Origin of the sequence: Prescottella equi (assembly GCF_002094305.1) — a bacterium.
Lineage (GTDB): Bacteria > Actinomycetota > Actinomycetes > Mycobacteriales > Mycobacteriaceae > Prescottella > Prescottella equi.
In genome coordinates this window covers 504,695-524,160 of the sequence record NZ_LWTX01000003.1, presented here as the reverse complement: position 1 = coordinate 524,160, position 19,466 = coordinate 504,695, and the positions used below count along the sequence as shown (strand labels likewise).

Genomic DNA, 19,466 nt, shown 5'->3' with positions numbered 1-19,466 from the left:
CCACGGGTTATGGGCACACAGAGGGGTGAGCAACGGCGAACGCCTCTCGCCGCGAGTTTCGGTCAGTCGAACTGTGCTGCGGATACACCCCGTCGTCCACAGCACCGAGAGCCCGGCGAATGAATGGCTTCTACCTGCACATTCGCCGCAGACTCGGAGCGCCTTCGACTGTTACGCAAGGTAACAGCTGGAGTGGTTTATATCACAGCACGGCGCCGCCGAATACGAATCTCGCGACTTTTCGCCCTTCGAATTTTTTGGGTCTACCGGTCAGTAGTTCAACATGCCACACTGTTTGCTCATGACGAGCACACGTGCAGTTACCGCCGCCGTCGCGGCAGCAGGAGCACTGCTTCTCACCGCGTGTAGCGGGCAGGATTCGACGCCGGAACACACCGGACACGACGCTTCCGCCACCTCGGCGAGCCCCACGACGTCGACAGCGGCACAGGCGTCTTCCCCCGGTCAGGCCGCGCCTGCCCCGGCGACGGAACCGTCCACTCCCCTACCGGCACCGACCACGACGGTCGCGCCCCCACCACCGGTGACCACCGTGCCGCCGCCCGCTCCGCGCCCGGCCGCACCTGCGGCCGGCGGAATCGACGCCCGGTCACCGGAGCAGGTCGTCGCCGAGTCGGGCGAACGTGGGCAGCGCTACCTCGCCGCACTGCGGGGCGCGGGCATACCACCGACCGGGATGGACGGGGTCGAGGTGCTGTACGCGCAGGGCACGTGCGAGGCCCTGGCACGGGGCGACTCACGGTCGAGCGTTCTGGCCGAATTCGATTCGGTCGGAAAGGCATACGCACAGTTCCTGCCGATGCCGGCGGACCGGATCGCGGAGATCTACGTGTCGACGGCCGAGAAGACGTACTGCTGACGCCCGTCAGGCCACGGAGCGCAACCAGTTCGCGAGCCACGACGTCGCGGTGGCGCCGTTGCGATCGACGACATAGGTCGAGTAGTCCTGATGCACCTGCGACTCGTAGAACTGACGGAGCTTGTCGGCCCGATCGTGGTTGGCGCCGTCGGAGGACTGCGATTCGAGGGTGGGCACACCGCCCGCGGCAATCACGTCCTGCGCGATGACGAGTGCCTCCTGCGCGTACCGACCACTGAGCGGCGCCAGCGGTGAAGAGTTCTGGGCCATGAACCCGGCCAGGCGGGTCACGAAGTCGTCCTTCGGGGTGGAGCAGTACAGGTCACCGGCCGCACAGAAGGTGCGCGTCTGCGGGTTCACCAGACCGAAGCCGCCGATCCGCGGTCCGCCGGCCCCGTTTCCGATCACCTGCGGGCCGACGATGTTGTCGCCCTCGGACCGGCGCGGATCGGACAACAACCCCACCGCCGCAATCCGATTCGGTGGGACGACGCCCAGCCCGGTACCGATCTCGGCTGCCAGGTCACCCGCCGCGTCCGCGCCCTGGCTGTACCCGATCAGGGCGAAGTTCGTGTTGCCGCAGCGCCAGGCGACGTCCGCGATGATCCCGCGCGCGTTGTCGACGGCCTGCCGCTTGGACGCGCCGTACACCTCGGTCTCCCACGGGAACGCCGTAGCCACATAGGTCACGTAGTCGACACCGACCGACGACGGCAGCCGGTTGGTCACCGCCGACAGCAGACCCGGACCGCGGCTCGCGCCCGGATCCGTCGTGGTCTCCCAGGTTCCCGGAATCGCCACCACCTGCAGGTTCGGGCAACTCGGGGCCGCCTGCGCAGTGCCGACCCCCACCGACACCACCGAACCGACAACCGTTGCGACGCAGGCTCCGAACACCGCCAGCGACCTCTTCACACGCATCAACCCGGCACCCCACTCACTCGCTCCGAGTGGCCACTTCCCCATGGCCACATGTCGTGACGTCCCCTCCCGTGACAACGCCTGCGGGTGACGCGACAGGTAGATCTTGGCAGCCCCACATGTCGATACGGTGCACGATCGGTAAACGCACGTTACCGGAGCGGAGCGCGGTGGTGGGCTTCTTCGAAACGTCCTCTTCGTACCCGGAACACGATGGGCCCCCTCGCCTTCCGCGAGGGGGCCCACCAGACGGATCGGATCAGCCGCCCAAGCTACCGAACAGTCCCGTCAGCCCACCGAGGCTGCCGGTGCCACCACCCGGATTCGGAACGGTGTCCGGATCGCCGGTCACCGTGACGTTCACCGGGGTCGCCGCCGAGTCGATGAATCCGGCGTCGGCGGTGAACTGGGCCGTGACCACGAACTCTCCCGGGTTCTGGAAGAACGTCGTCAGCGTCGCGACGCCGTTCGCGTCCACCCGCACCGGTCCGCCGAGCAGCACGTCGCCGAGCTTGAACTGCACCGTGCCCCGGGCGTCGGCCGGATCCAGTCGCGCGGTGAGCGTCACCGGCGAGCCCTTGGCGGTGGAGGCGACCGGATCGACCGTGATCGTGGTGGCCACGTCGGCGGCCGGCGCCTCGGTGACACTCACCGGGTACTGCAGCGAGACCGACGGGGAGATGCCGTCCGCGCCCGAGTACCGCGCGATCACCCGGTGCGTGCCGTTGGTGGTGAAGGTGTGCGGGAGCACCGCGACACCGTCATCCATCACGTCGGCGGTTCCGACCGGCGTTCCGTCGACCTCGAACGCCACCGTGCCACCCGAGACACCCGGCTCGACCTTCGCGGTGAGGTTCACCGGCTGGTCACGGTAGGCGTCCTGCTCCGGCCCGGTCACCGACGTCGTGGTCTGGATGTCCTGCGACGTCACCGTGACCGACTTCGACGCGGTCGACGGGTTGAAGAACTCCGCGCCCAGGTACTTCGCCTCGTAGACGTAGTCGCCGTCGGTGTCGATCGACTGCGGCAGCGACGCCTTGCCGTTCACCAGATCGACCGGTGCACCGACATCCTCACCGTCGCGGGTGAACTGCACCTGTCCGCTGTCCGGGGTCGGCACGACCGTGGCGTTGAGCGTGAACTCGCCGCCGTTGGTGACCGCGCTCGGGCCGTCCAGGTAGGTGACGGTCGCGACCGCCTGGCGCAGGATCTGGATCGTGGCCAGCGGACCGGCTCCGGCGTTCAGGGGACCGCTCGCGGTGTCCCGCGGCGAGCACTGGGTGGGCGCCCAGACGGTGCCGACGATCGGCGCACTGGCCCGGGGCAGGAACGTCAGGAAGTTGGCGTCGTTGCCGAACTGACCGGCGTTTCCTGCGGTGCGCAGCTTCATCGAGATCTCACCGGCCGCGCCTGCCTTCAGCGTGGCCTTGACCTGCGGCAACTGGAACGTAGTGGTGCTGCCCGACGCGTTCGCCTTGATGCCGCCCTCGGAACTCTTCGAGGATTTCGGTCCGTTTCCGATCGTCTCGTTGTTGCCGGACAGCCGGATGATCGTGCCGTTCGGGTCGGGATTTCCACTCTCGTTGACCACGAGGACGTTCGGCGCGACACCCGTGATGCCCGACGACGTCCCGGCCACCACCTCGGCGCCGACGAACTGCGCGTTCTCCGGCATCGCGACGTCGATCTTGAGCCGCGAGATGTTCGACAGGCTCGCGCCCGAGCCGAGATCGTTGGGCACCGAGATCGGCGGCGGCGAGATCGTCACCACGAACTCCTCACCGGGCGCCACGGTTTCGGGCGCATCGACCGTCACCGACGCCGCCTGCACCTGAGTCTGCGGCCCACCGGCCAGACTCGAGGACGGCGTCGCCTGACACGCGTTGTTGAACGGCGTGGTCGTCGTCGCCGCGGACGCGGCTCCCACGCCCAGGACACCAGCACCGGCGACCACCGTCGCCCCCACGGCGACCGGCGCGAGGTAGCGGTACAGCTTGGAACTCATCGATCCTCCTGCACTCATCTCGTCAGCCTCCGATCGATCCGGCGAGCAGCCCGGCGAGCGGGCCTTCCAACAGCGAGCCGAGGCTGCCGGCGCCCGGTTCCGGAGCCACCGGCGCGGCCGACACGTTCAGCACGACAGGGTTCGACACCGTGTCACGGAAGCCCTCACCGGCAACGAATTTCGCGGTGATCAGCTGCGTGCCCTCGAAGTCGAGGGTGGTGGTGACGGACGCCTTGCCGTCGACGACGGCGACCGGGGCGCCGACGGCCTCGGTGCCCTTGTAGAACTGGACGGTGCCCTGCGCGTCGGCCGGGTCGACATCGACGGTGAGCGTGACGGTCTGGCCGACGACCGACAGACCCTGAACCGTCAGGTCCGCGTTCACGGCCGTGAGCACGGGCGCGGTCGGGGCGACCGTGGCAGTGAACGGTGCGGACGTGGAGGCCGAGAAGCCGTCGGTACCGGCGAAGTCGGCGACCACCTGGTAGGTGCCCGCGGTGTCGAAGGTGTGCGCGAGAGCCGCGACGCCGTCGGCGGTGCCCAGATCGACGGCGCCAACAGCGGTGCCGTCGACGGAGAAGGTGACGGTGCCACCGGTCGGGATGGGGCGAACGGTCGCCATCAGGTTGGTGGGGCTACCGGCCTCGGCGGTCACCGGCTCGACGACCACCGTCGTGGTCTGCCAGTCACCGTAGGAGACGGCGATCTGCTGCGCGGTGGCGGCCGAACCGGCGACCCCGAAGCCGCCGACGAAGTTCGCCGTCACGGAGAAGTTGCCCGGGTCGTCGAAGCGATGGTTCAGCGTGGCCGTGCCGCCGCTGACCTGGACGGGGCTGCCCACGTCGGTACCGTTGATCGCGAACTGGACGGTGCCCTGTGCGTCGGCCGGAGTGACGGTGGCCTGCAGCGGCACCGTCGCGCCTGCCTCGGCCGTGGCCGGCACGGTCACGGTCGTCGCGGTCTGGACCGGGCCGACCTCGACCTCGACCGGAGCCGACTCCGAATCGTGGAACAGACCCGTAGCCGTGTACTTGGCCGAGATGGAGTACGTCCCCATTGCGGTGAAAGTGTGCGCCAGGGTGGCGGTTCCACCGCTCACCGCGACGGGAGCCCCGATCGGATCGGACCCGTCGAAGAACTGCACGGTGCCCGTGGCACCGGCCGGCGAGACCGTGGCCGTCAGATCCGTCGAGCTACCCATGGCCACCGTGCCGACGGGAGCCACGGAAGTGGTGGTCTCCGACTTGTTGTCCAGGACCCGAACCTTGGCACCGGAGGCGTTGGAGCCCTGCTGGCTGCTGAACGTGTAGACGTCGAAGAGGAAGCCGCTGTCGTAGTCACCGGGCGCGAAGTTGTCCGGGATCTTGTAGTTGACGGTGAAAGTCAGCACGGTGCTGCCGATGACCTTGAACCCGTCCGTGCCGAGCACGGGAACGGACGTACAACCGTTCCCGGCGCAGACGGCCTTGACACCGGCTGCGCCCTCGCTCGTCACGGTGCCGTTCGGCGTGGTGTTCCCGTTGAGGAACTGGAATCCGGCGGGCGCGATGTGCCGGATGGAGGTCATGTACCGGCCCAGATTCAGGAAGCCGCCGGCTTTCGAGTTCTCCCAGATGCTCGACCGGTAGGTGACCGTGTCGCCGGGATTGGCGACGTTGCCGGCCACACCGTTGACGCTGACGACCTCGGTCTTCCAACCCAGGTTGTCGGCCGGCTGGTTACCGCTCGACGACGTGGGCGGTGGGCCGGTCGGGCTCGCTGCCGCCGCCGTGCCGCTCATGGTCAAGGTCAGCGCGGCGGCGCTGGCCAAGGCCACGAGCGGGCCGGCCGCTCTACGAAGTTTCGACGAAAACACTGATCCTCCTCGGGTAGGTCCGCCTTTCCCCCGACTCGGCGGTCATGTGTCACTCATCACATGCGGCAGACCATAGCCGTTGCAAGATCGTTGTAGAAGCGTTTTCTGGTCGAACGTCCAGAAAACAATTCGTGCCTCCGCACGTTTCGGACCGAAAAAAGGGCGAAGGCCCCGTCCCACGCGAGGCGATGCGTGGAACGGGGCCTTCGGGCTTCGAAGGACGATCGGCAGGGAGCGACGTTGATCCCCGCCGATCGCTCAGCGCTGCGGAGCGCTGGTGGTGCTGATCGGCGTCGGCAGAGCCGTCGATCCTTCGAGGAACTTGTCGACCGCGGCCGCGCAGGAGCGACCCTCGGCGATGGCCCACACGATGAGCGACTGGCCGCGGCCCATGTCGCCCGCGACGAACACGCCGTCGACATTGGTGGCCCACTCCGACGAGCGGGCGACGTTGCCGCGCTCGTTGAGGTCGACACCCAGATCGGTGAGCAGGCCCGGCTTCTCGGGACCGACGAAGCCCATCGCGAGGAACACGATGTCGGCCTCGAGCTCGAAGTCCGAGCCCTCCACCTTCTGGAAGCGGCCGTTCACCATCTCGACCTCGTGCGCCTTGAGCGCGGTCACCTTGCCGTCGCGACCGACGAACTCCTCGGTGTTGACCGAGAACACGCGCTCGCCGCCCTCTTCGTGAGCGGACGACACGCGGTACATCAGCGGGTACGTCGGCCACGGAGTGGAGCCGGCGCGCTCGGCCGGGGGCCGCGGCATGATCTCGAACTGGTGCACGCTCTCGGCGCCCTGACGATGGCTGGTGCCGAGGCAGTCGGCACCGGTGTCGCCGCCGCCGATGATGACGACCTTCTTGCCCTTCGCGGTGATGGTCGGCTCCGCCAGATCGCCCAACTGCACACGGTTCGCGATCGGCAGGAACTCCATCGCCTGATGGATGCCGTCCAGCTCGCGACCGGGGATCGGGAGGTCACGCGCTTCGGTGGCACCGCCGGCGAGGACCACCGCGTCGAACTGCTCACGCAGCTGCTCGGCGGTGATGTCGACACCGACGTTGACACCGGTGCGGAACACCGTGCCCTCGGCCTCCATCTGCGCCAGCCGGCGGTCGATGTGGCGCTTCTCCATCTTGAACTCGGGGATGCCGTAGCGCAGCAGACCGCCGATGCGGTCCTCACGCTCGAACACCGTCACCGAATGCCCGGCCCGCGTGAGCTGCTGCGCCGCAGCCAGACCCGCGGGGCCGGAGCCCACGACAGCAACCTTCTTGCCGGTGATGTGCGACGCGCGCACCGGCTGGACCCAACCCTCGTCGAAGGCGCGGTCGATGATCTCGACCTCGACCTGCTTGATGGTCACCGCGTCCTGGTTGATGCCGAGCACGCACGACGCCTCACACGGCGCCGGGCACAGTCGCCCGGTGAACTCCGGGAAGTTGTTGGTCGCGTGCAGCCGGTCGATTCCCTCGCGCCACCGGTCCTTGTAGACCAGGTCGTTCCACTCGGGAATCAGGTTTCCGAGCGGGCAGCCGTTGTGGCAGAACGGGATACCGCAGTCCATGCACCGGCTGGCCTGGGTCTTGAGGGTGTCCGAGGAGAAGTCCTCGTACACCTCCTTCCAGTCCATCAGGCGCAGCGGCACCGGGCGGCGGATGGGCAGCTCGCGCGACGTGTGCTTCAGGAAGCCGTTCGGATCACCCACGAGCTGCCTCCATGATTGCGTCGTCCACGTTCGTTCCGTTCTTCTTCGCGGTCTCGATAGCGACGAGGACCTTCTTGTAGTCGCGCGGCATGACCTTCGCGAAATGTGCCTTCTGGTGCGACCAGTCGGCGAGGATCCGAGCCGCAACCTCGGATCCGGTCTCGTCGCGGTGGCGCTCGACGGCGCCGTGCAGCCATTCGAGATCCTCGACGCTGAGGTCCTCGAGATCGACCAACTCGGTGTTGAGGTTGGTCCCGAAATCACGATCCGGGTTGAAGATGAACGCCACACCACCGGACATACCGGCGCCGAAGTTGCGGCCGGTCTTTCCGAGGATGACCACCTTGCCACCGGTCATGTACTCGCAGGCATGATCGCCCACACCTTCGACGACAGCGGTGGCGCCGGAGTTGCGGACGGCGAAACGCTCGCCGACGATGCCGCGGACGAGAGCCTCACCCGCAGTGGCACCGAACAGGAGCACGTTGCCGCCGATGATGTTGTCCTCGGGCACGAAGCCCTCGGCCGTCTTCAGCGGCGGGCGGACGACGATGCGTCCACCGGACAGGCCCTTGCCGACGAAGTCGTTGGCGTCACCGTGCAGCCGCAGCGTCATGCCCTTGGGCACGAACGCGCCGAAGCTGTTGCCCGCCGAGCCCGTGAAGGTGATGTCGATCGTGTTGTCCGGCAGTCCTTCCGCGCCGTAAGCCTTCGTCACCTCGTGGCCGAGCATGGTGCCGACCGTGCGGTTGACGTTGGTGATCTCCGACTCGAAGGCGACGGCTTCGCCCTTGTCGAGCGCCGGACGAGCCAGCTGGATCAGCTGCTGGTCGAGCGCCTTCTCCAGGCCGTGTTCCTGTGTGCCCGAGCAGTACAGGTCCTGGTCCGCGAACGCGGACTCGACCCGGTGCAGGATCGGGGACAGGTCCAGCTTGGACGCCTTCCAGTGCTCGAGCGCCGCGGTGGTGTCGAGGACGTCGACCTGGCCGACCGCCTCCTGCAGGGTGCGGAAGCCCAGCTCGGCGAGCAGCTCGCGCACCTCCTCGGCGATGAACATGAAGAAGTTCTCGACGAACTCCGGCTTACCGGCGAAACGCTTGCGCAGCAACGGGTTCTGCGTCGCGACACCCACCGGGCAGGTGTCGAGGTGGCACACGCGCATCATGATGCAGCCCGAGACCACGAGCGGAGCGGTCGCGAAACCGAACTCCTCGCCGCCGAGCAGCGTCGCGATCATGACGTCGCGGCCGGTCTTCATCTGACCGTCGACCTGGACCACGATGCGGTCGCGAAGACCGTTGAGCAGCAGCGTCTGCTGGGTCTCGGCGAGGCCCAGCTCCCACGGCGCACCGGCGTGCTTGAGCGACGTCAGCGGCGACGCGCCCGTGCCACCGTCGTGACCCGAGATGAGCACGACGTCGGCGTGCGCCTTCGAGACACCCGCGGCGACGGTACCGACACCGATCTCCGAGACCAGCTTGACGTGGATCCGCGCCTGCGGGTTCGCGTTCTTCAGGTCGTGGATCAGCTGGGCCAGATCCTCGATCGAGTAGATGTCGTGGTGCGGCGGCGGCGAGATGAGGCCGACGCCCGGGGTGGAGCCACGCACCTCGGCGACCCACGGGTACACCTTGTGCGGCGGCAGCTGGCCACCCTCGCCGGGCTTGGCGCCCTGCGCCATCTTGATCTGGATGTCGGTGCAGTTGCTCAGGTAGTGCGACGTGACACCGAAGCGGCCCGACGCGACCTGCTTGATCGCAGACCGGCGCCAGTCACCGTTCTCGTCCGGCGTGAAGCGCGACGGATGCTCGCCGCCCTCACCGGAGTTCGAGCGGCCACCGAGTCGGTTCATCGCGATCGCGAGGGTCTCGTGTGCCTCCGCGGAGATCGAGCCGTAGCTCATCGCGCCGGTGGAGAACCGCTTGACGATCTCGCTGGCGGGCTCCACCTCGTCGATCGAGATCGGCTGACGCAGACCGCTCTTGAACTTGAACAGGCCGCGCAGCGACGCCAGGCGCTCGGACTGGTCGTCGACCAGCTTGGTGTACTCCTTGAAGACCTCGTACTGGCCGGTCTTGGTGGAGTGCTGGAGCTTGAACACCGTGTCCGGGTTGAACAGGTGGTACTCGCCCTCGCGGCGCCACTGGTACTCGCCGCCGACCTCGAGCTCGCGGTGCGCCCGCAGCTCCGGCCGGTCCAGGTACGCATTGGCATGGCGCGCAGCGACATCCGCCGCGATCTCGTCCAGACCGATGCCGTCCAGGTTGGACTGCAGGCCGGTGAAGTACTCGTCGACGAGTTCCTGCGACAGGCCGATCACCTGGAACAGCTGCGCACCGGTGTACGACGCGAGCGTCGAGATGCCCATCTTCGACATCACCTTCAGCACGCCCTTGCCGGCGGCCTTGATGTAGTTCGTGACGGCCTTGTCCAGCGACAGGCCGGCGAGCTGATCCGACTGCAGCAGTTCGTCGATGGTCTCGAACGCCATGTACGGGTTGACGGCCGAGGCGCCGAAGCCGAGCAGCGCCGCCATGTGGTGGACCTCGCGGGCGTCACCGGACTCGACGACGAGACCGACCTTGGTACGGGTCTTCTCGCGCACCAGGTGGTGATGCACCGCGGCGGTGAGCAGCAGCGACGGGATCGGCGCGTACTTCTCGTTGGACTCGCGGTCCGACAGCACGATGATGCGGGCGCCACCGGCGATCGCCTCGGACACCTTGTCGCGCACCGTGTCCAGTGCCTTGCGCAGGCCCTCGCCGCCCTGTGCGACGGGGTAGACACCACGCACGACGACGCTGCGGAAGTGCGGGAACTTCGCGTTGTCGTTGAGGTGGATCAGCTTCGACAGGTCGTCGTTGTGCAGGATCGGCTGCGGCAGCACGATCTGACGGCACGACGCGGCCGACGGCGTCAGCAGGTCGGCCTCGGGGCCGATGGTGCCGCCCAGGCTCGTGACGATCTCCTCGCGGATGGCGTCGAGCGGCGGGTTGGTGACCTGCGCGAACAGCTGCTGGAAGTAGTCGAACAGCATCCGCGGACGGGCCGACAGCACCGCGATGGGGGTGTCGGTGCCCATCGAGCCCAGCGCCTCGCCGCCGGTGACGGCCATCGGCTTGACGAGGAGGTTGACCTCTTCGTTGGTGAAGCCGAAGATCTGCTGGCGCAGCACGACCCGGTCGTGGGTCATGTATGTGTACTTGCTCTCCGGCAGGTCGTCGATCTGGACGAGGCCCTCGTCGATCCACTGCTGGTACGGGTGCTCCGCGGCGAGCTCCGACTTGATCACGTCGTCCGAGATGATGCGGCCCTGTGCGGTGTCGACCAGGAACATGCGGCCCGGCTGCATGCGCATGCGGCGCACGATCTTCTCCGGGGCGATGTCGAGGACGCCGACCTCGGACGCCATGACGACCAGGCCGTCGTCGGTGACCCACACGCGCGACGGGCGCAGGCCGTTACGGTCCAGCACGGCGCCGACGACGGTGCCGTCGGTGAAGCACACCGATGCCGGGCCGTCCCACGGCTCCATGAGCGCCGAGTGGTACTCGTAGAACGCCTTGCGTGCCGGGTCCATGCTCTCGTGACGCTCCCAGGCCTCCGGGATCATCATCAGCACTGCGTGCGGCAGGCTGCGCCCGCCGAGGTGCAGCAGCTCGAGCACCTCGTCGAAGCGCGCGGTGTCGGAGGCCCCGGGGGTGCAGATCGGGAAGATCTTCTCGAGCGCGCCGTCGCCGAACACGTCGGACTTGATGAGCGCCTCGCGGGCCCGCATCCAGTTCTCGTTGCCGCTGACGGTGTTGATCTCACCGTTGTGGGCGACGCGGCGGAACGGATGCGCCAGCGGCCACGACGGGAAGGTGTTGGTGGAGAAGCGCGAGTGCACCAGGCCCAGCGCGCTCTCGACACGGTCGTCCTGCAGGTCGAGGTAGAAGCCCTTGAGCTGCGGCGTGGTGAGCATGCCCTTGTAGACGAACGTCTGGCCGGACAGGCTCGGGAAGTACACCGACTCGCGGCCCGGGCCGTCCTCGCCGGCGCCGGATTCGCCGAGCTCGTGCTCGACGCGCTTGCGGATGACGTACGCACGACGCTCCAGGTCCATGTCGGTGACCGAATCGCCGGCCGAACCGATGAACACCTGACGGAACGTCGGCATCGCGGCGCGGGCCAGCGTGCCGAGCGACGAGTCGTCGGTGGGGACCTCGCGCCAGCCGAGAACCGTCAGGCCCTCCTCGGCGACGATCTTCTCGACACCGGCGGCGGCCTCGTCGGCAGCAGCGTCGCCCTGCGGCAGGAACGCGATGCCGGTGGCGTACGCGCCCGCGGCGGGCAGCTCGAAGTCGACGACGGCGCGCAGGAAGCGGTCCGGGACCTGGAGCAGGATGCCCGCGCCGTCACCGGTGTTGGGCTCGGAGCCCGCGGCGCCGCGGTGCTCGAGGTTCACGAGCGCGGTGATCGCCTTCTCGACGATGTCGCGGCTGCGCCGACCGTGCATGTCGACGACGAACGCGACGCCACACGCGTCGTGCTCGTTCGCCGGGTGGTAGAGCCCCTGGGGCCCGGGAAGATGCTTCATACCTACTGCCTTCGTATGCGTAGATGCACCGACGACCAGCAGCGCTGATGGCCATACAACTGCAGAGCATGTACCTGCACGACACTGTGCGGCACCGACCGAGAATGGCTCCTCGTTGAGCCTCGGCACGGGACTGACGTCCGCCCCGGCGACGTTGCTCTGGGGCGTTTCAGACGGTTATGAGTCCACCGTGTTGAGAAAAGGTTAATTCACGCACCCGGGAGAAACGCAAGCAAGGTTCCCCTCTCCACTCCGTGACCTGTGGTTTTTCTCCCCATTGCTGGGGAAATGAAGTGCACATCACAGCCTAGAGCGATTGTTTCGCGCCCGGAGGGCCGACGAGTTGCAGCATCGGCACGATCGTCGGCCGCACCGTCACCGCCGAGTCACGGCTCGATCGCGACCACCGACACCGAGTCGCCGTCGTAGTTCGACACGTACGCCCGGGTGCCGTCCGGGGTGATAACCACGGCGGACGGGCTGTCGCCGACGACGACGGTCCCGACGACGGCGTCGACCGCGGTCCCGAGCACCGACACCGTGTCGCTCGCATAGTTCGTCACGTACGCACGGGTCCCGTCGGGCGAGACCGCGGTGCCGAACGGGCGGTCGCCGACCGGGACGGTGGCGACGACGGCGTTCACCGGCAGCGCCACCACCGACACCGCGTCGCTGTCCCACGCGGTGACATAGGCCCGGGTGCCGTCCGGCGTGATCGCCACCCCGAACGGCCCGTCGCCGACCGGGACGCTGCCGACGACGGTCGCGGTCGCGACGTCGATCACCGCCACCGCGTTGCTGCCCTGTTCGGCGACGTACACGCGCGTGCCGTCCGGGGTGATCGCGACCTCGGAGGGCAACCGGCCGACGGGAACCGTGGCGGTCACGGCGTCCGTGCGGGTGTCGATCACCGACACCGTGCCGCCGTCGTAGTTCGACACGAAGGCCCGCGCACCGTCGGGAGTCACCGCGACCCCCTCCGGGCCGGCGCCGACCGGGACGGTGGCCACCACGGTTCCGGCGGCGGTGTCGAGCACGGACACCGTGCCGTCGTCGGAATTGGTGACGTAGGCCCGGGAACCGTCGGGGCCGATCGCGACGTCGGTCGGATACCCGCCGACCGGCACCGTCGCGGTGACGGTGCCGGTCGCGGTGTCGACGACGGTGACCGCGGCATCGAAGTAGTCGGTGACGTAGACGCGGGAGCCGTCGGGGGCGACGGCCACCTCGGTAGGTCCGGCACCGACCGGGACGGTCGCGGTCACGTTGTCCGCGTGGACGATCGGCGCGGACAGGACCAGGCCTGCCACGGACACCGCCACCAGCGCCGCGGACCTGGACATCGAAGTCACGCGCTTTCCCTTCTCCAAGAGGGCAAATCGCCGGAGTCGGACAGCGCTCACACACCGTCGACGGCGGCGCATCTTCGTTTCACCTCCATTGGACGCCGCGTCGACGGGCCTGTAAACACCCGGGCGAGCGGCGCACCGGATCGATGCCCGGAAGCGCCGCCGGACGTCGGGTACGGTCCCCACATGGCTGGCAAGGCAGCGATCCTCGGTGGCGGCATCGGTGGGCTGACGGCCGCCAACGTCCTGATCCGCCGCGGATGGGACGTCTCGGTGTTCGAACGCTCCCCCGCACCGCCGACCACGGGGACCGCTCTCGGGATGTGGCCCCAGGCAATCTCCGCGTTGGACGTCGCGGGTGTCGGCCCCCACGTGCGGGACGTCGGTGCGCGGCAGCAGCGTGCCGCCTTCCTGCGACCGGACGGCTCGGTGATCGGCCGGGTCGACAGCGCCCGCCGCACGGCGTATCTGATCTCCCGTCCGGCGCTGCTGGGCATCCTCGTCGACGGTCTTCCGGCCGGCACCGTCCGATTCGGCGAGCCCGCACCCGATCTCGGCACCCTCGCCGACTTCGACGTCGTCGTCGCGGCGGACGGCACCCGTAGTGCCACCCGCGACGTGTTGTTCGGGTCCCGCTACCGCCCCGTCCCCACCGGCCTGACGGCGTGGCGCGGGTGGATTCCCGGCGAGACGGCATCGGTCACCGAGACGTGGGGTCCGGGCGCCCTGTTCGGCATCACCCCGCGGGAGGGCGGCCTGGTGAACTGGTTCGCCGCGGTCCGGTCCCCCGTCGGCGTCTCCGACGGAGTCGACCTGCTGCGCAGCCGTTTCGGCGACTGGCACCAGGACGTCCGGAAGATCCTCGAGCAGATCGACCCGGACACCGTGCTGCACCACGACCTCTACGAGTCGCCGAAACTGCCGTCGTACGTGCACGGGAACGTCGCGCTGATCGGCGACGCCGCGCACTCGATGGCCCCGAACCTGGGCCGGGGTGCATGCGAGGCGATGGTCGACGCCGCGACGCTGGGCCGGCTGCTCACCGAACACGCTGTGCCCGACGCCTTGCGGCGCTACGACCGGGCCCGACGCCGTCCCACCCGCCGGCTGGTGCGGGCCTCGCACGTCGCGGGCCGGATCGCGACCGCGCGGCGGTGGACCGGCATCCGGGACGTCGTCGTGGGACTCGGCTCACGTTTCGCGTGAAACATCGGACCCCGAGCGGATCCGGCTGCAAAAATAGCTACTGGCCGCAGCGAGTAGTCAGCTGCGGCCAGTGCAGGACGAACATTAGCACTTGTTGAACGTTTGTCTCACAGGGATCGAACTTCTTGCCCGAGTGCGAGATCCCGCGATCCCGACTCCACCCGAATGCCCTGGTCAGACCTTCGCGACAGCGGGTGCGCCGGGCTCGACCGACGCCGGCGCGGGCCTTCGACCCGGGATCGCCGCGGCGATGGCGGCGGCGACGAGCGCCACACCGCACCCGATGAGCAGACCGGTACGGAAACCTGCCTCCGTCGGGATCGTGTGCCCACCGCCGATGTCGACGCTCATCTGCGCGAGCACGACACCGACCACGGCGGCCGCGACGGACGTACCCACCGAGCGCATCAGCGTGTTGAAGCTGTTCGCGGAGCCCGTGGCCGACGGCGGCACCGCGCTCATGATCAGTGCGGGCATGGAGCCGTAGGCCAGGCCGACACCGGCGTTCGAGATGCAGACCACGACGAGCAGGCCCCACGTCGAGCCCAGCAGGAGCATCGACGAGCCGTAGCCGAGGGCGATGACCAGCGCACCTAGCACCAGCGTGACCTTCGGGCCGCGCGCCGCCGACAACTTGGCGCCCACGGGCGAGACGGCCATCATCACGAAACCACCGGGCAGCATCCACAGGCCCATGGCGAGCATCGACTGGCCCAGCCCGTAACCGGTGGACTCGGGCAGCTGGAGGAGCTGCGGGATGATCAGCGACTGCGCGTACATCGAGAAGCCGACGACGACGGACGCCGCATTGGTCAACAGCACCTGACGGCCCGCGGCCAGGCGCAGGTTCACGAGCGGGTCCGCGGTGCGCAGCTCCCACCAGCCCCAGGCCAGCAGCACGACCACCGCCACCGCGAACAGCCCCAGGATCTCGGGGCTCCCCCATCCCCAGACGGCGCCCTTCGACACCGCGAGCAGCAGGCTCACGAGCCCGATGCCGAGACCGACCGCGCCGACGAAGTCGAAGCCGCCCGTGGCCATCGCCGGGGTGGCCGGGACCAGGCGCCAGATCAGCACACCGATGAGCACGCTGAGCACCGCGCAGCCCCAGAACAGCACCCGCCAGCTGGTGTTCTGGGTGACGGCCGCGGAGATCGGCAGACCGAGCGCACCGCCGATGCCGAGGGTGGCGCTGATGAGCGCGATCGACGAACCGAGCTTCTGTGGCGGTACCAGTTCACGCAGCGCACTGATACCGAGCGGCACCATGCCCATGCCGAGTCCCTGCAGACCACGACCGATCACCATGGGCGCGAGCGACGTGGCCAGCGCGCAGGTGATCGAGCCGATCACCAGCGGCACCGAGCAGAAGAGCAGCATCCGCCGCTTGCCGAGCAGGTCCCCCAGTCGCCCGGTGACCGGCGTGGCGACCGCACCCACCAACAGCGTGATGGTGACGACCCACGACGCGTTCGACGCCGTGGTGTCGAGGATGCGCGGCAGGTCGCCGATGAGCGGGACCACAAGGGTCTGCATGAGTGCTGCCACGATGCCGGCGACCGCCAGCACTGTGACGATGCCCCCCGAACGGGTGGCGGGCGCGGAGTTGTCCACGCGGGTCTCCCAACTTCTCGATCAATGGATTTCGTTACGCAAAGTAGTTGCAGCATACAACCAAGTTGTATCGTGCAATCAAGTTGCATCGCGCAAAATCCCAGTTCGGAGTGATATGTCCGATTCCGGCGGGCACAATGGGAGGGCATCGCGACACCGATGCGGCTTTGCGAGAGGACCGGTATGGACAAGCCCACGAACCTGATCGATTTCGAGACGATGCTGCTCGGCCGGCACCTCACGCTGCACAATCCGCGCCCCCGCCGCAGCGGCGGCCGACTCGACCGCAGCGCGTACACGCTCCTGAGCCGGATCAGCGTGGAAGGACCGATGTCGATCGGACAGCTCAGCGACGCCCTCGCGCTCGACACCTCCACCCTCCACCGCCAGACCACCGCGATGCTCAACGCCGGGCTCGTCGACCGCATCCCCGACCCCGACGGCGGCATGGCCCGCAAGTTCCGGCTCACCGACGCCGGACGGGAGGAACTCGACGCCGAGCGCACGGCGAACATCTCGGCCCTCGACCGGGTGATGCGCGACTGGTCCGCGGAGGACGTCGCCGCCTTCGCCGCCTACCTGCGCCGGTTCAACACCGACATCGAGGAACTCGACGGCCGGGCCTGGCCGCGGCCGTGACCGGGCGGGAACGAAGAAAGCCGCGCAACGCTCTGGTTGCGCGGCCCTTCGCTCGTCGACGTCTACGAGGACAGCTGCCGGGACGGCTCGACCTTCCCGATCTCGCCGGGCTGATCGTCGGCCTGCAGTTCGCCGACCTCGCTCTTGAGGATCCGCAGCGAGCGACCCAGCCCGCGTGCGGCGTCGGGCAACTTCTTGGACCCGAACAGCACCAGCAGCACCACCGCCACGATCGCCCAGTGCCCGGGACTCAGCGCGCCCATCAGGACGGCTCCTCGCCGTCGGGGTAGACCGCGTCCACCTCGACCTCGACCAACCATCCCGCGACCGGCAAGCTGCCGACCTCGAGCGCGAAACGGGTGGGACGCGCGCTGTTCCGCTCGATCGGGGCGGCTGGTGCCGCCGTCCCCATCGGCACCAGTTCGGTGTCGCCGGTCTCGAGGTTCGTGTTGGCGAAGAACTGCCGGTAGGCGCGATTCCAGCCCGCGTAGTCGGCGCGATCGGTGCCCGGCGCGTTGTCGAGGAACACGCGCATCGTCACGACGTCCTCGAGCGTGAGTCCCTGTGCCTCCAGGTTCTCCCGGATCTTCTTGAGTACGTTGATGCCCTGCGCCTCGGTGACCGTGACCCCCGCCGGCAGCATCCCACCGCCGAACTGGCTGTCGATGTACGACTCCGGGGTGCCCTCGGGCGCGGCCTTGTTGGACGCCGCCGGCCCCAGACCGCTGGTCTTGTAGACGGCCGCGCCGCCGCCGATCGCGACACCCTGCGCGATCATCGGATTCGCCTGGCCCGCTTCCAGAACCGACTTGGAGACGAACGTCGACTCGGGTGCGGGTTCCGCCTCGGCGGTGTCGGACGAACAACCTGCTGCGGTCAGGATCAAAGCCGAGCCTGCGAGGACCGCGGCGATGGCCTTGCGAGAGACGGAAGTCATGATGGCTCCTTCGTGAATGGTGAACGGGCTCAAGCGGCCTGGGCGACGCGCTGATGGATCTTGGTGATGACGTCACGCGCGGACGTGAAGGCCCCGTGCTGCCACGCGATGGCGTTGGACAGGTGATCGCCCGCGAAGTAGATGCGGTCGACCGGCTCGAGCAGCTTGGTGTACTCGGGGGTCGCGGCGCCGCCGTGCGAATCGCCGGCCCCGGCCCACGACGCCCACGCCGACTCGGAGTACTTGGTGCGCCGCCACGAACCCGAGAACGACGACGAGATGTCGCGGGTGTACTTGTCGCCGTGGATCTCCGAGCCCTCGGCGATCGCCTTCGCGAGCCGCTGCCGGTGCGTGAGCGACTCGAAACCGAGCTGACGCCGACCCGAGCTGTAGTAGGCCACCACCACACCGCGATCGGAGTTGTAGTGGTCGTACGGGAACATGATCTGCGAGATGTCCCGGTCGGTGTTGGATGCACCGCCGTAGATCCGGTCCTCGATCTCCCACCAGCGGCGCGAGTACTCGATGCCGAGCTTGCCGGACGACGACGGCGTCGCGGCCCGCAGTGCGGTGACGACGTCCGCCGGCAGGTTGTTGTCGAGTCGCTCGATCAGGTGCGGCGGTATGGTGCAGATCGCGTACTCGGCGGTGACGGACTCGAGCCGGCCGTTCACCCGGTACTCGACGGTCACCCCGTCGGGCGTGTTCTTCATCGATGTGACCTCGGCGCCGTAGACGAGACTGTCGCCGATCTCCTCCGCGAAGCGGTAGTAGATCCGGTCCATGCCGCCCACCGGGGTGAGCATCGTCATCGCCTGGTCGTACTCGAAGTCGAAGGCGAAGTTGCGGCCGATGCCGCTCTGGATGACGTCGGACATCGGTAGTGCCGGCTTCTGGGTACCGAAGTTCAGGCCCGCCCCCGGCTCGGAGTCGTAGCCGCGGCGCGGCGACCCCAGGTAACGACCGTCGTCGGACAGGTCGCCGAAGCTGCTGAGGAACTCCGACAACGCGTCCTTGTCGTCCTTGGTGAGGACGTCGTCGAGCGCGCCCTGGTTCGTCGCCTTCTGCAACAGCTCCGAGACGTAACCGAAGGTGTCGGCCTTCGCGGCGCGGTAGGTGATGGACTGCCCGGCCAGCGGTTTGGTGCCGGTGTAGTTGACCATCGTGTTGGCGTTCTGGTTGCCGAACATCTGTAGTTCGACACCCAGCTCGCGGCAGTAGTCGAGCGTGACGTGCCCCTGCGGGATGCGGGTGGCCCCGAGGTTGAAGAAATGCCCCTCGGAGAACGTGCACTTCTGGGTCTCGCCGTTGAGATCCGTCTCCTCGGTGCCGGCCCGAACCGACCACACCCGACCACCGGGGCGGGTCCGCGCCTCGAGCACCGTCACCTTGTAGCCGGCCTTGCGCATCTCGTAGGCCGCGCACAGACCCGCAGGCCCGCCGCCGAGGATCACCACCGAGTGATCGCCGCGCACCGAGCCGACGAAGTCACCGGTCGACAGCGACTGGAAGCGCTTGGGGGCGCCGGCGGTGGCGGGGGCCATGCCGATCGAGGACATCGCCCCGTACGCCAGGCCCGCGCCACCCGTGACGCCGAGGGCCTGCATGAAAGTCCTACGTGTGAATGCCATTTCACGCTCCCAGTTGTCCGCCCGGCGATCCGGGTGATCAGTTCGGAACTCATCCTGGGGACGTCTCGGGTCGCGGAGTTGTCACGGGGGAAACGGTTTCGCGGAGTCGACTGAGAACATGCGTCGTGCCGTTGCATTGC

Annotated in this window: 13 protein-coding genes; 3 read left to right on the top strand and 10 right to left on the bottom strand. The window is 68.3% G+C overall.

Going from position 1 to position 19,466, the window contains the following annotated elements; all coding sequences use genetic code 11:
• Positions 1-301 precede the first annotated feature (301 nt).
• On the top strand, positions 302-880 hold the full coding sequence (locus A6I89_RS11750) for a DUF732 domain-containing protein (protein WP_041673702.1): 579 nt from the start codon (positions 302-304) through the stop codon (positions 878-880).
• Between the two features lie 6 nt (positions 881-886).
• On the opposite strand, the gene A6I89_RS11745 is transcribed toward A6I89_RS11750, so the two are convergent.
• The 6 genes from A6I89_RS11745 to A6I89_RS11720 form a co-directional block, all read right to left on the bottom strand.
• Positions 887-1,801 carry a cutinase family protein gene (locus A6I89_RS11745; RefSeq protein WP_044990196.1) on the bottom strand — a complete coding sequence of 305 codons (915 nt, stop codon included), beginning with the start codon at positions 1,799-1,801 and terminating at the stop codon, positions 887-889.
• 259 nt (positions 1,802-2,060) lie between these two features.
• Entirely contained in the window at positions 2,061-3,806 is a 1,746-nt protein-coding gene (locus A6I89_RS11740; protein ID WP_005516531.1) for an Ig-like domain-containing protein, read from the bottom strand.
• 22 nt (positions 3,807-3,828) lie between these two features.
• Positions 3,829-5,622, bottom strand: a complete 1,794-nt coding sequence (locus A6I89_RS11735) for an Ig-like domain-containing protein (RefSeq protein ID WP_022593223.1) — start codon at positions 5,620-5,622, stop codon at positions 3,829-3,831.
• Positions 5,623-5,919: 297 nt separating this feature from the next.
• Positions 5,920-7,371 carry a glutamate synthase subunit beta gene (locus A6I89_RS11730; RefSeq protein WP_005516534.1) on the bottom strand — a complete coding sequence of 484 codons (1,452 nt, stop codon included), beginning with the start codon at positions 7,369-7,371 and terminating at the stop codon, positions 5,920-5,922.
• On the bottom strand, positions 7,364-11,950 hold the full coding sequence (gene gltB / locus A6I89_RS11725) for a glutamate synthase large subunit (RefSeq protein WP_022593221.1): 4,587 nt from the start codon (positions 11,948-11,950) through the stop codon (positions 7,364-7,366). Before gltB ends, A6I89_RS11730 begins: the two co-directional genes overlap by 8 nt.
• A gap of 386 nt (positions 11,951-12,336) precedes the next feature.
• Positions 12,337-13,293 carry a beta-propeller fold lactonase family protein gene (locus tag A6I89_RS11720; protein ID WP_232244905.1) on the bottom strand — a complete coding sequence of 319 codons (957 nt, stop codon included), beginning with the start codon at positions 13,291-13,293 and terminating at the stop codon, positions 12,337-12,339.
• A gap of 192 nt (positions 13,294-13,485) precedes the next feature.
• Between A6I89_RS11720 and A6I89_RS11715 the strand changes: the two genes are divergently transcribed.
• Complete coding sequence (locus A6I89_RS11715; protein ID WP_022593217.1) at positions 13,486-14,505, top strand: FAD-dependent monooxygenase; 1,020 nt, start codon at positions 13,486-13,488, stop codon at positions 14,503-14,505.
• Positions 14,506-14,679: 174 nt separating this feature from the next.
• Here the strand turns inward: A6I89_RS11715 and A6I89_RS11710 are convergent, their stop codons facing one another.
• Entirely contained in the window at positions 14,680-16,119 is a 1,440-nt protein-coding gene (locus A6I89_RS11710) for an MFS transporter (RefSeq protein ID WP_013414397.1), read from the bottom strand.
• A gap of 183 nt (positions 16,120-16,302) precedes the next feature.
• Between A6I89_RS11710 and A6I89_RS11705 the strand changes: the two genes are divergently transcribed.
• Positions 16,303-16,758, top strand: a complete 456-nt coding sequence (locus A6I89_RS11705) for a MarR family winged helix-turn-helix transcriptional regulator (protein WP_022593215.1) — start codon at positions 16,303-16,305, stop codon at positions 16,756-16,758.
• Positions 16,759-16,820: 62 nt separating this feature from the next.
• Here A6I89_RS11705 and tatA read toward each other — a convergent pair whose 3' ends face one another.
• The 3 genes from tatA to A6I89_RS11690 are packed head-to-tail and all read right to left on the bottom strand — an operon-like array spanning position 16,821 to position 19,302.
• Positions 16,821-17,021: a Sec-independent protein translocase subunit TatA gene (gene tatA, locus A6I89_RS11700; RefSeq protein WP_005516546.1), complete on the bottom strand. Its 201-nt coding sequence runs from the start codon at positions 17,019-17,021 to the stop codon at positions 16,821-16,823.
• Positions 17,021-17,695 carry a Rid family hydrolase gene (locus A6I89_RS11695; protein ID WP_005516548.1) on the bottom strand — a complete coding sequence of 225 codons (675 nt, stop codon included), beginning with the start codon at positions 17,693-17,695 and terminating at the stop codon, positions 17,021-17,023. The genes tatA and A6I89_RS11695 overlap by 1 nt, the downstream gene beginning before the upstream one ends.
• Positions 17,696-17,724: 29 nt before the next feature.
• Positions 17,725-19,302, bottom strand: a complete 1,578-nt coding sequence (locus A6I89_RS11690; protein ID WP_022593213.1) for a flavin monoamine oxidase family protein — start codon at positions 19,300-19,302, stop codon at positions 17,725-17,727.
• Between the last annotated feature and the right edge of the window lie 164 nt (positions 19,303-19,466).

Excerpts from the sequence above, each read along its gene's own strand:
- A6I89_RS11745 (WP_044990196.1), bottom strand. The coding sequence starts at position 1,801 with ATGCGTGTGAAGAGGTCGCTGGCGGTGTTCGGAGCCTGCGTCGCAACG.
- A6I89_RS11690 (WP_022593213.1), bottom strand. The coding sequence starts at position 19,302 with ATGCAGGCCCTCGGCGTCACGGGTGGCGCGGGCCTGGCGTACGGGGCG.
- A6I89_RS11740 (WP_005516531.1), bottom strand. The coding sequence starts at position 3,806 with ATGAGTTCCAAGCTGTACCGCTACCTCGCGCCGGTCGCCGTGGGGGCG.
- A6I89_RS11705 (WP_022593215.1), top strand. The coding sequence starts at position 16,303 with ATGGACAAGCCCACGAACCTGATCGATTTCGAGACGATGCTGCTCGGC.
- A6I89_RS11715 (WP_022593217.1), top strand. The coding sequence starts at position 13,486 with ATGGCTGGCAAGGCAGCGATCCTCGGTGGCGGCATCGGTGGGCTGACG.
- A6I89_RS11750 (WP_041673702.1), top strand. The coding sequence starts at position 302 with ATGACGAGCACACGTGCAGTTACCGCCGCCGTCGCGGCAGCAGGAGCA.
- gltB (WP_022593221.1), bottom strand. The coding sequence starts at position 11,950 with ATGAAGCATCTTCCCGGGCCCCAGGGGCTCTACCACCCGGCGAACGAG.
- tatA (WP_005516546.1), bottom strand. The coding sequence starts at position 17,021 with ATGGGCGCGCTGAGTCCCGGGCACTGGGCGATCGTGGCGGTGGTGCTG.
- A6I89_RS11695 (WP_005516548.1), bottom strand. The coding sequence starts at position 17,695 with ATGACTTCCGTCTCTCGCAAGGCCATCGCCGCGGTCCTCGCAGGCTCG.
- A6I89_RS11720 (WP_232244905.1), bottom strand. The coding sequence starts at position 13,293 with ATGTCCAGGTCCGCGGCGCTGGTGGCGGTGTCCGTGGCAGGCCTGGTC.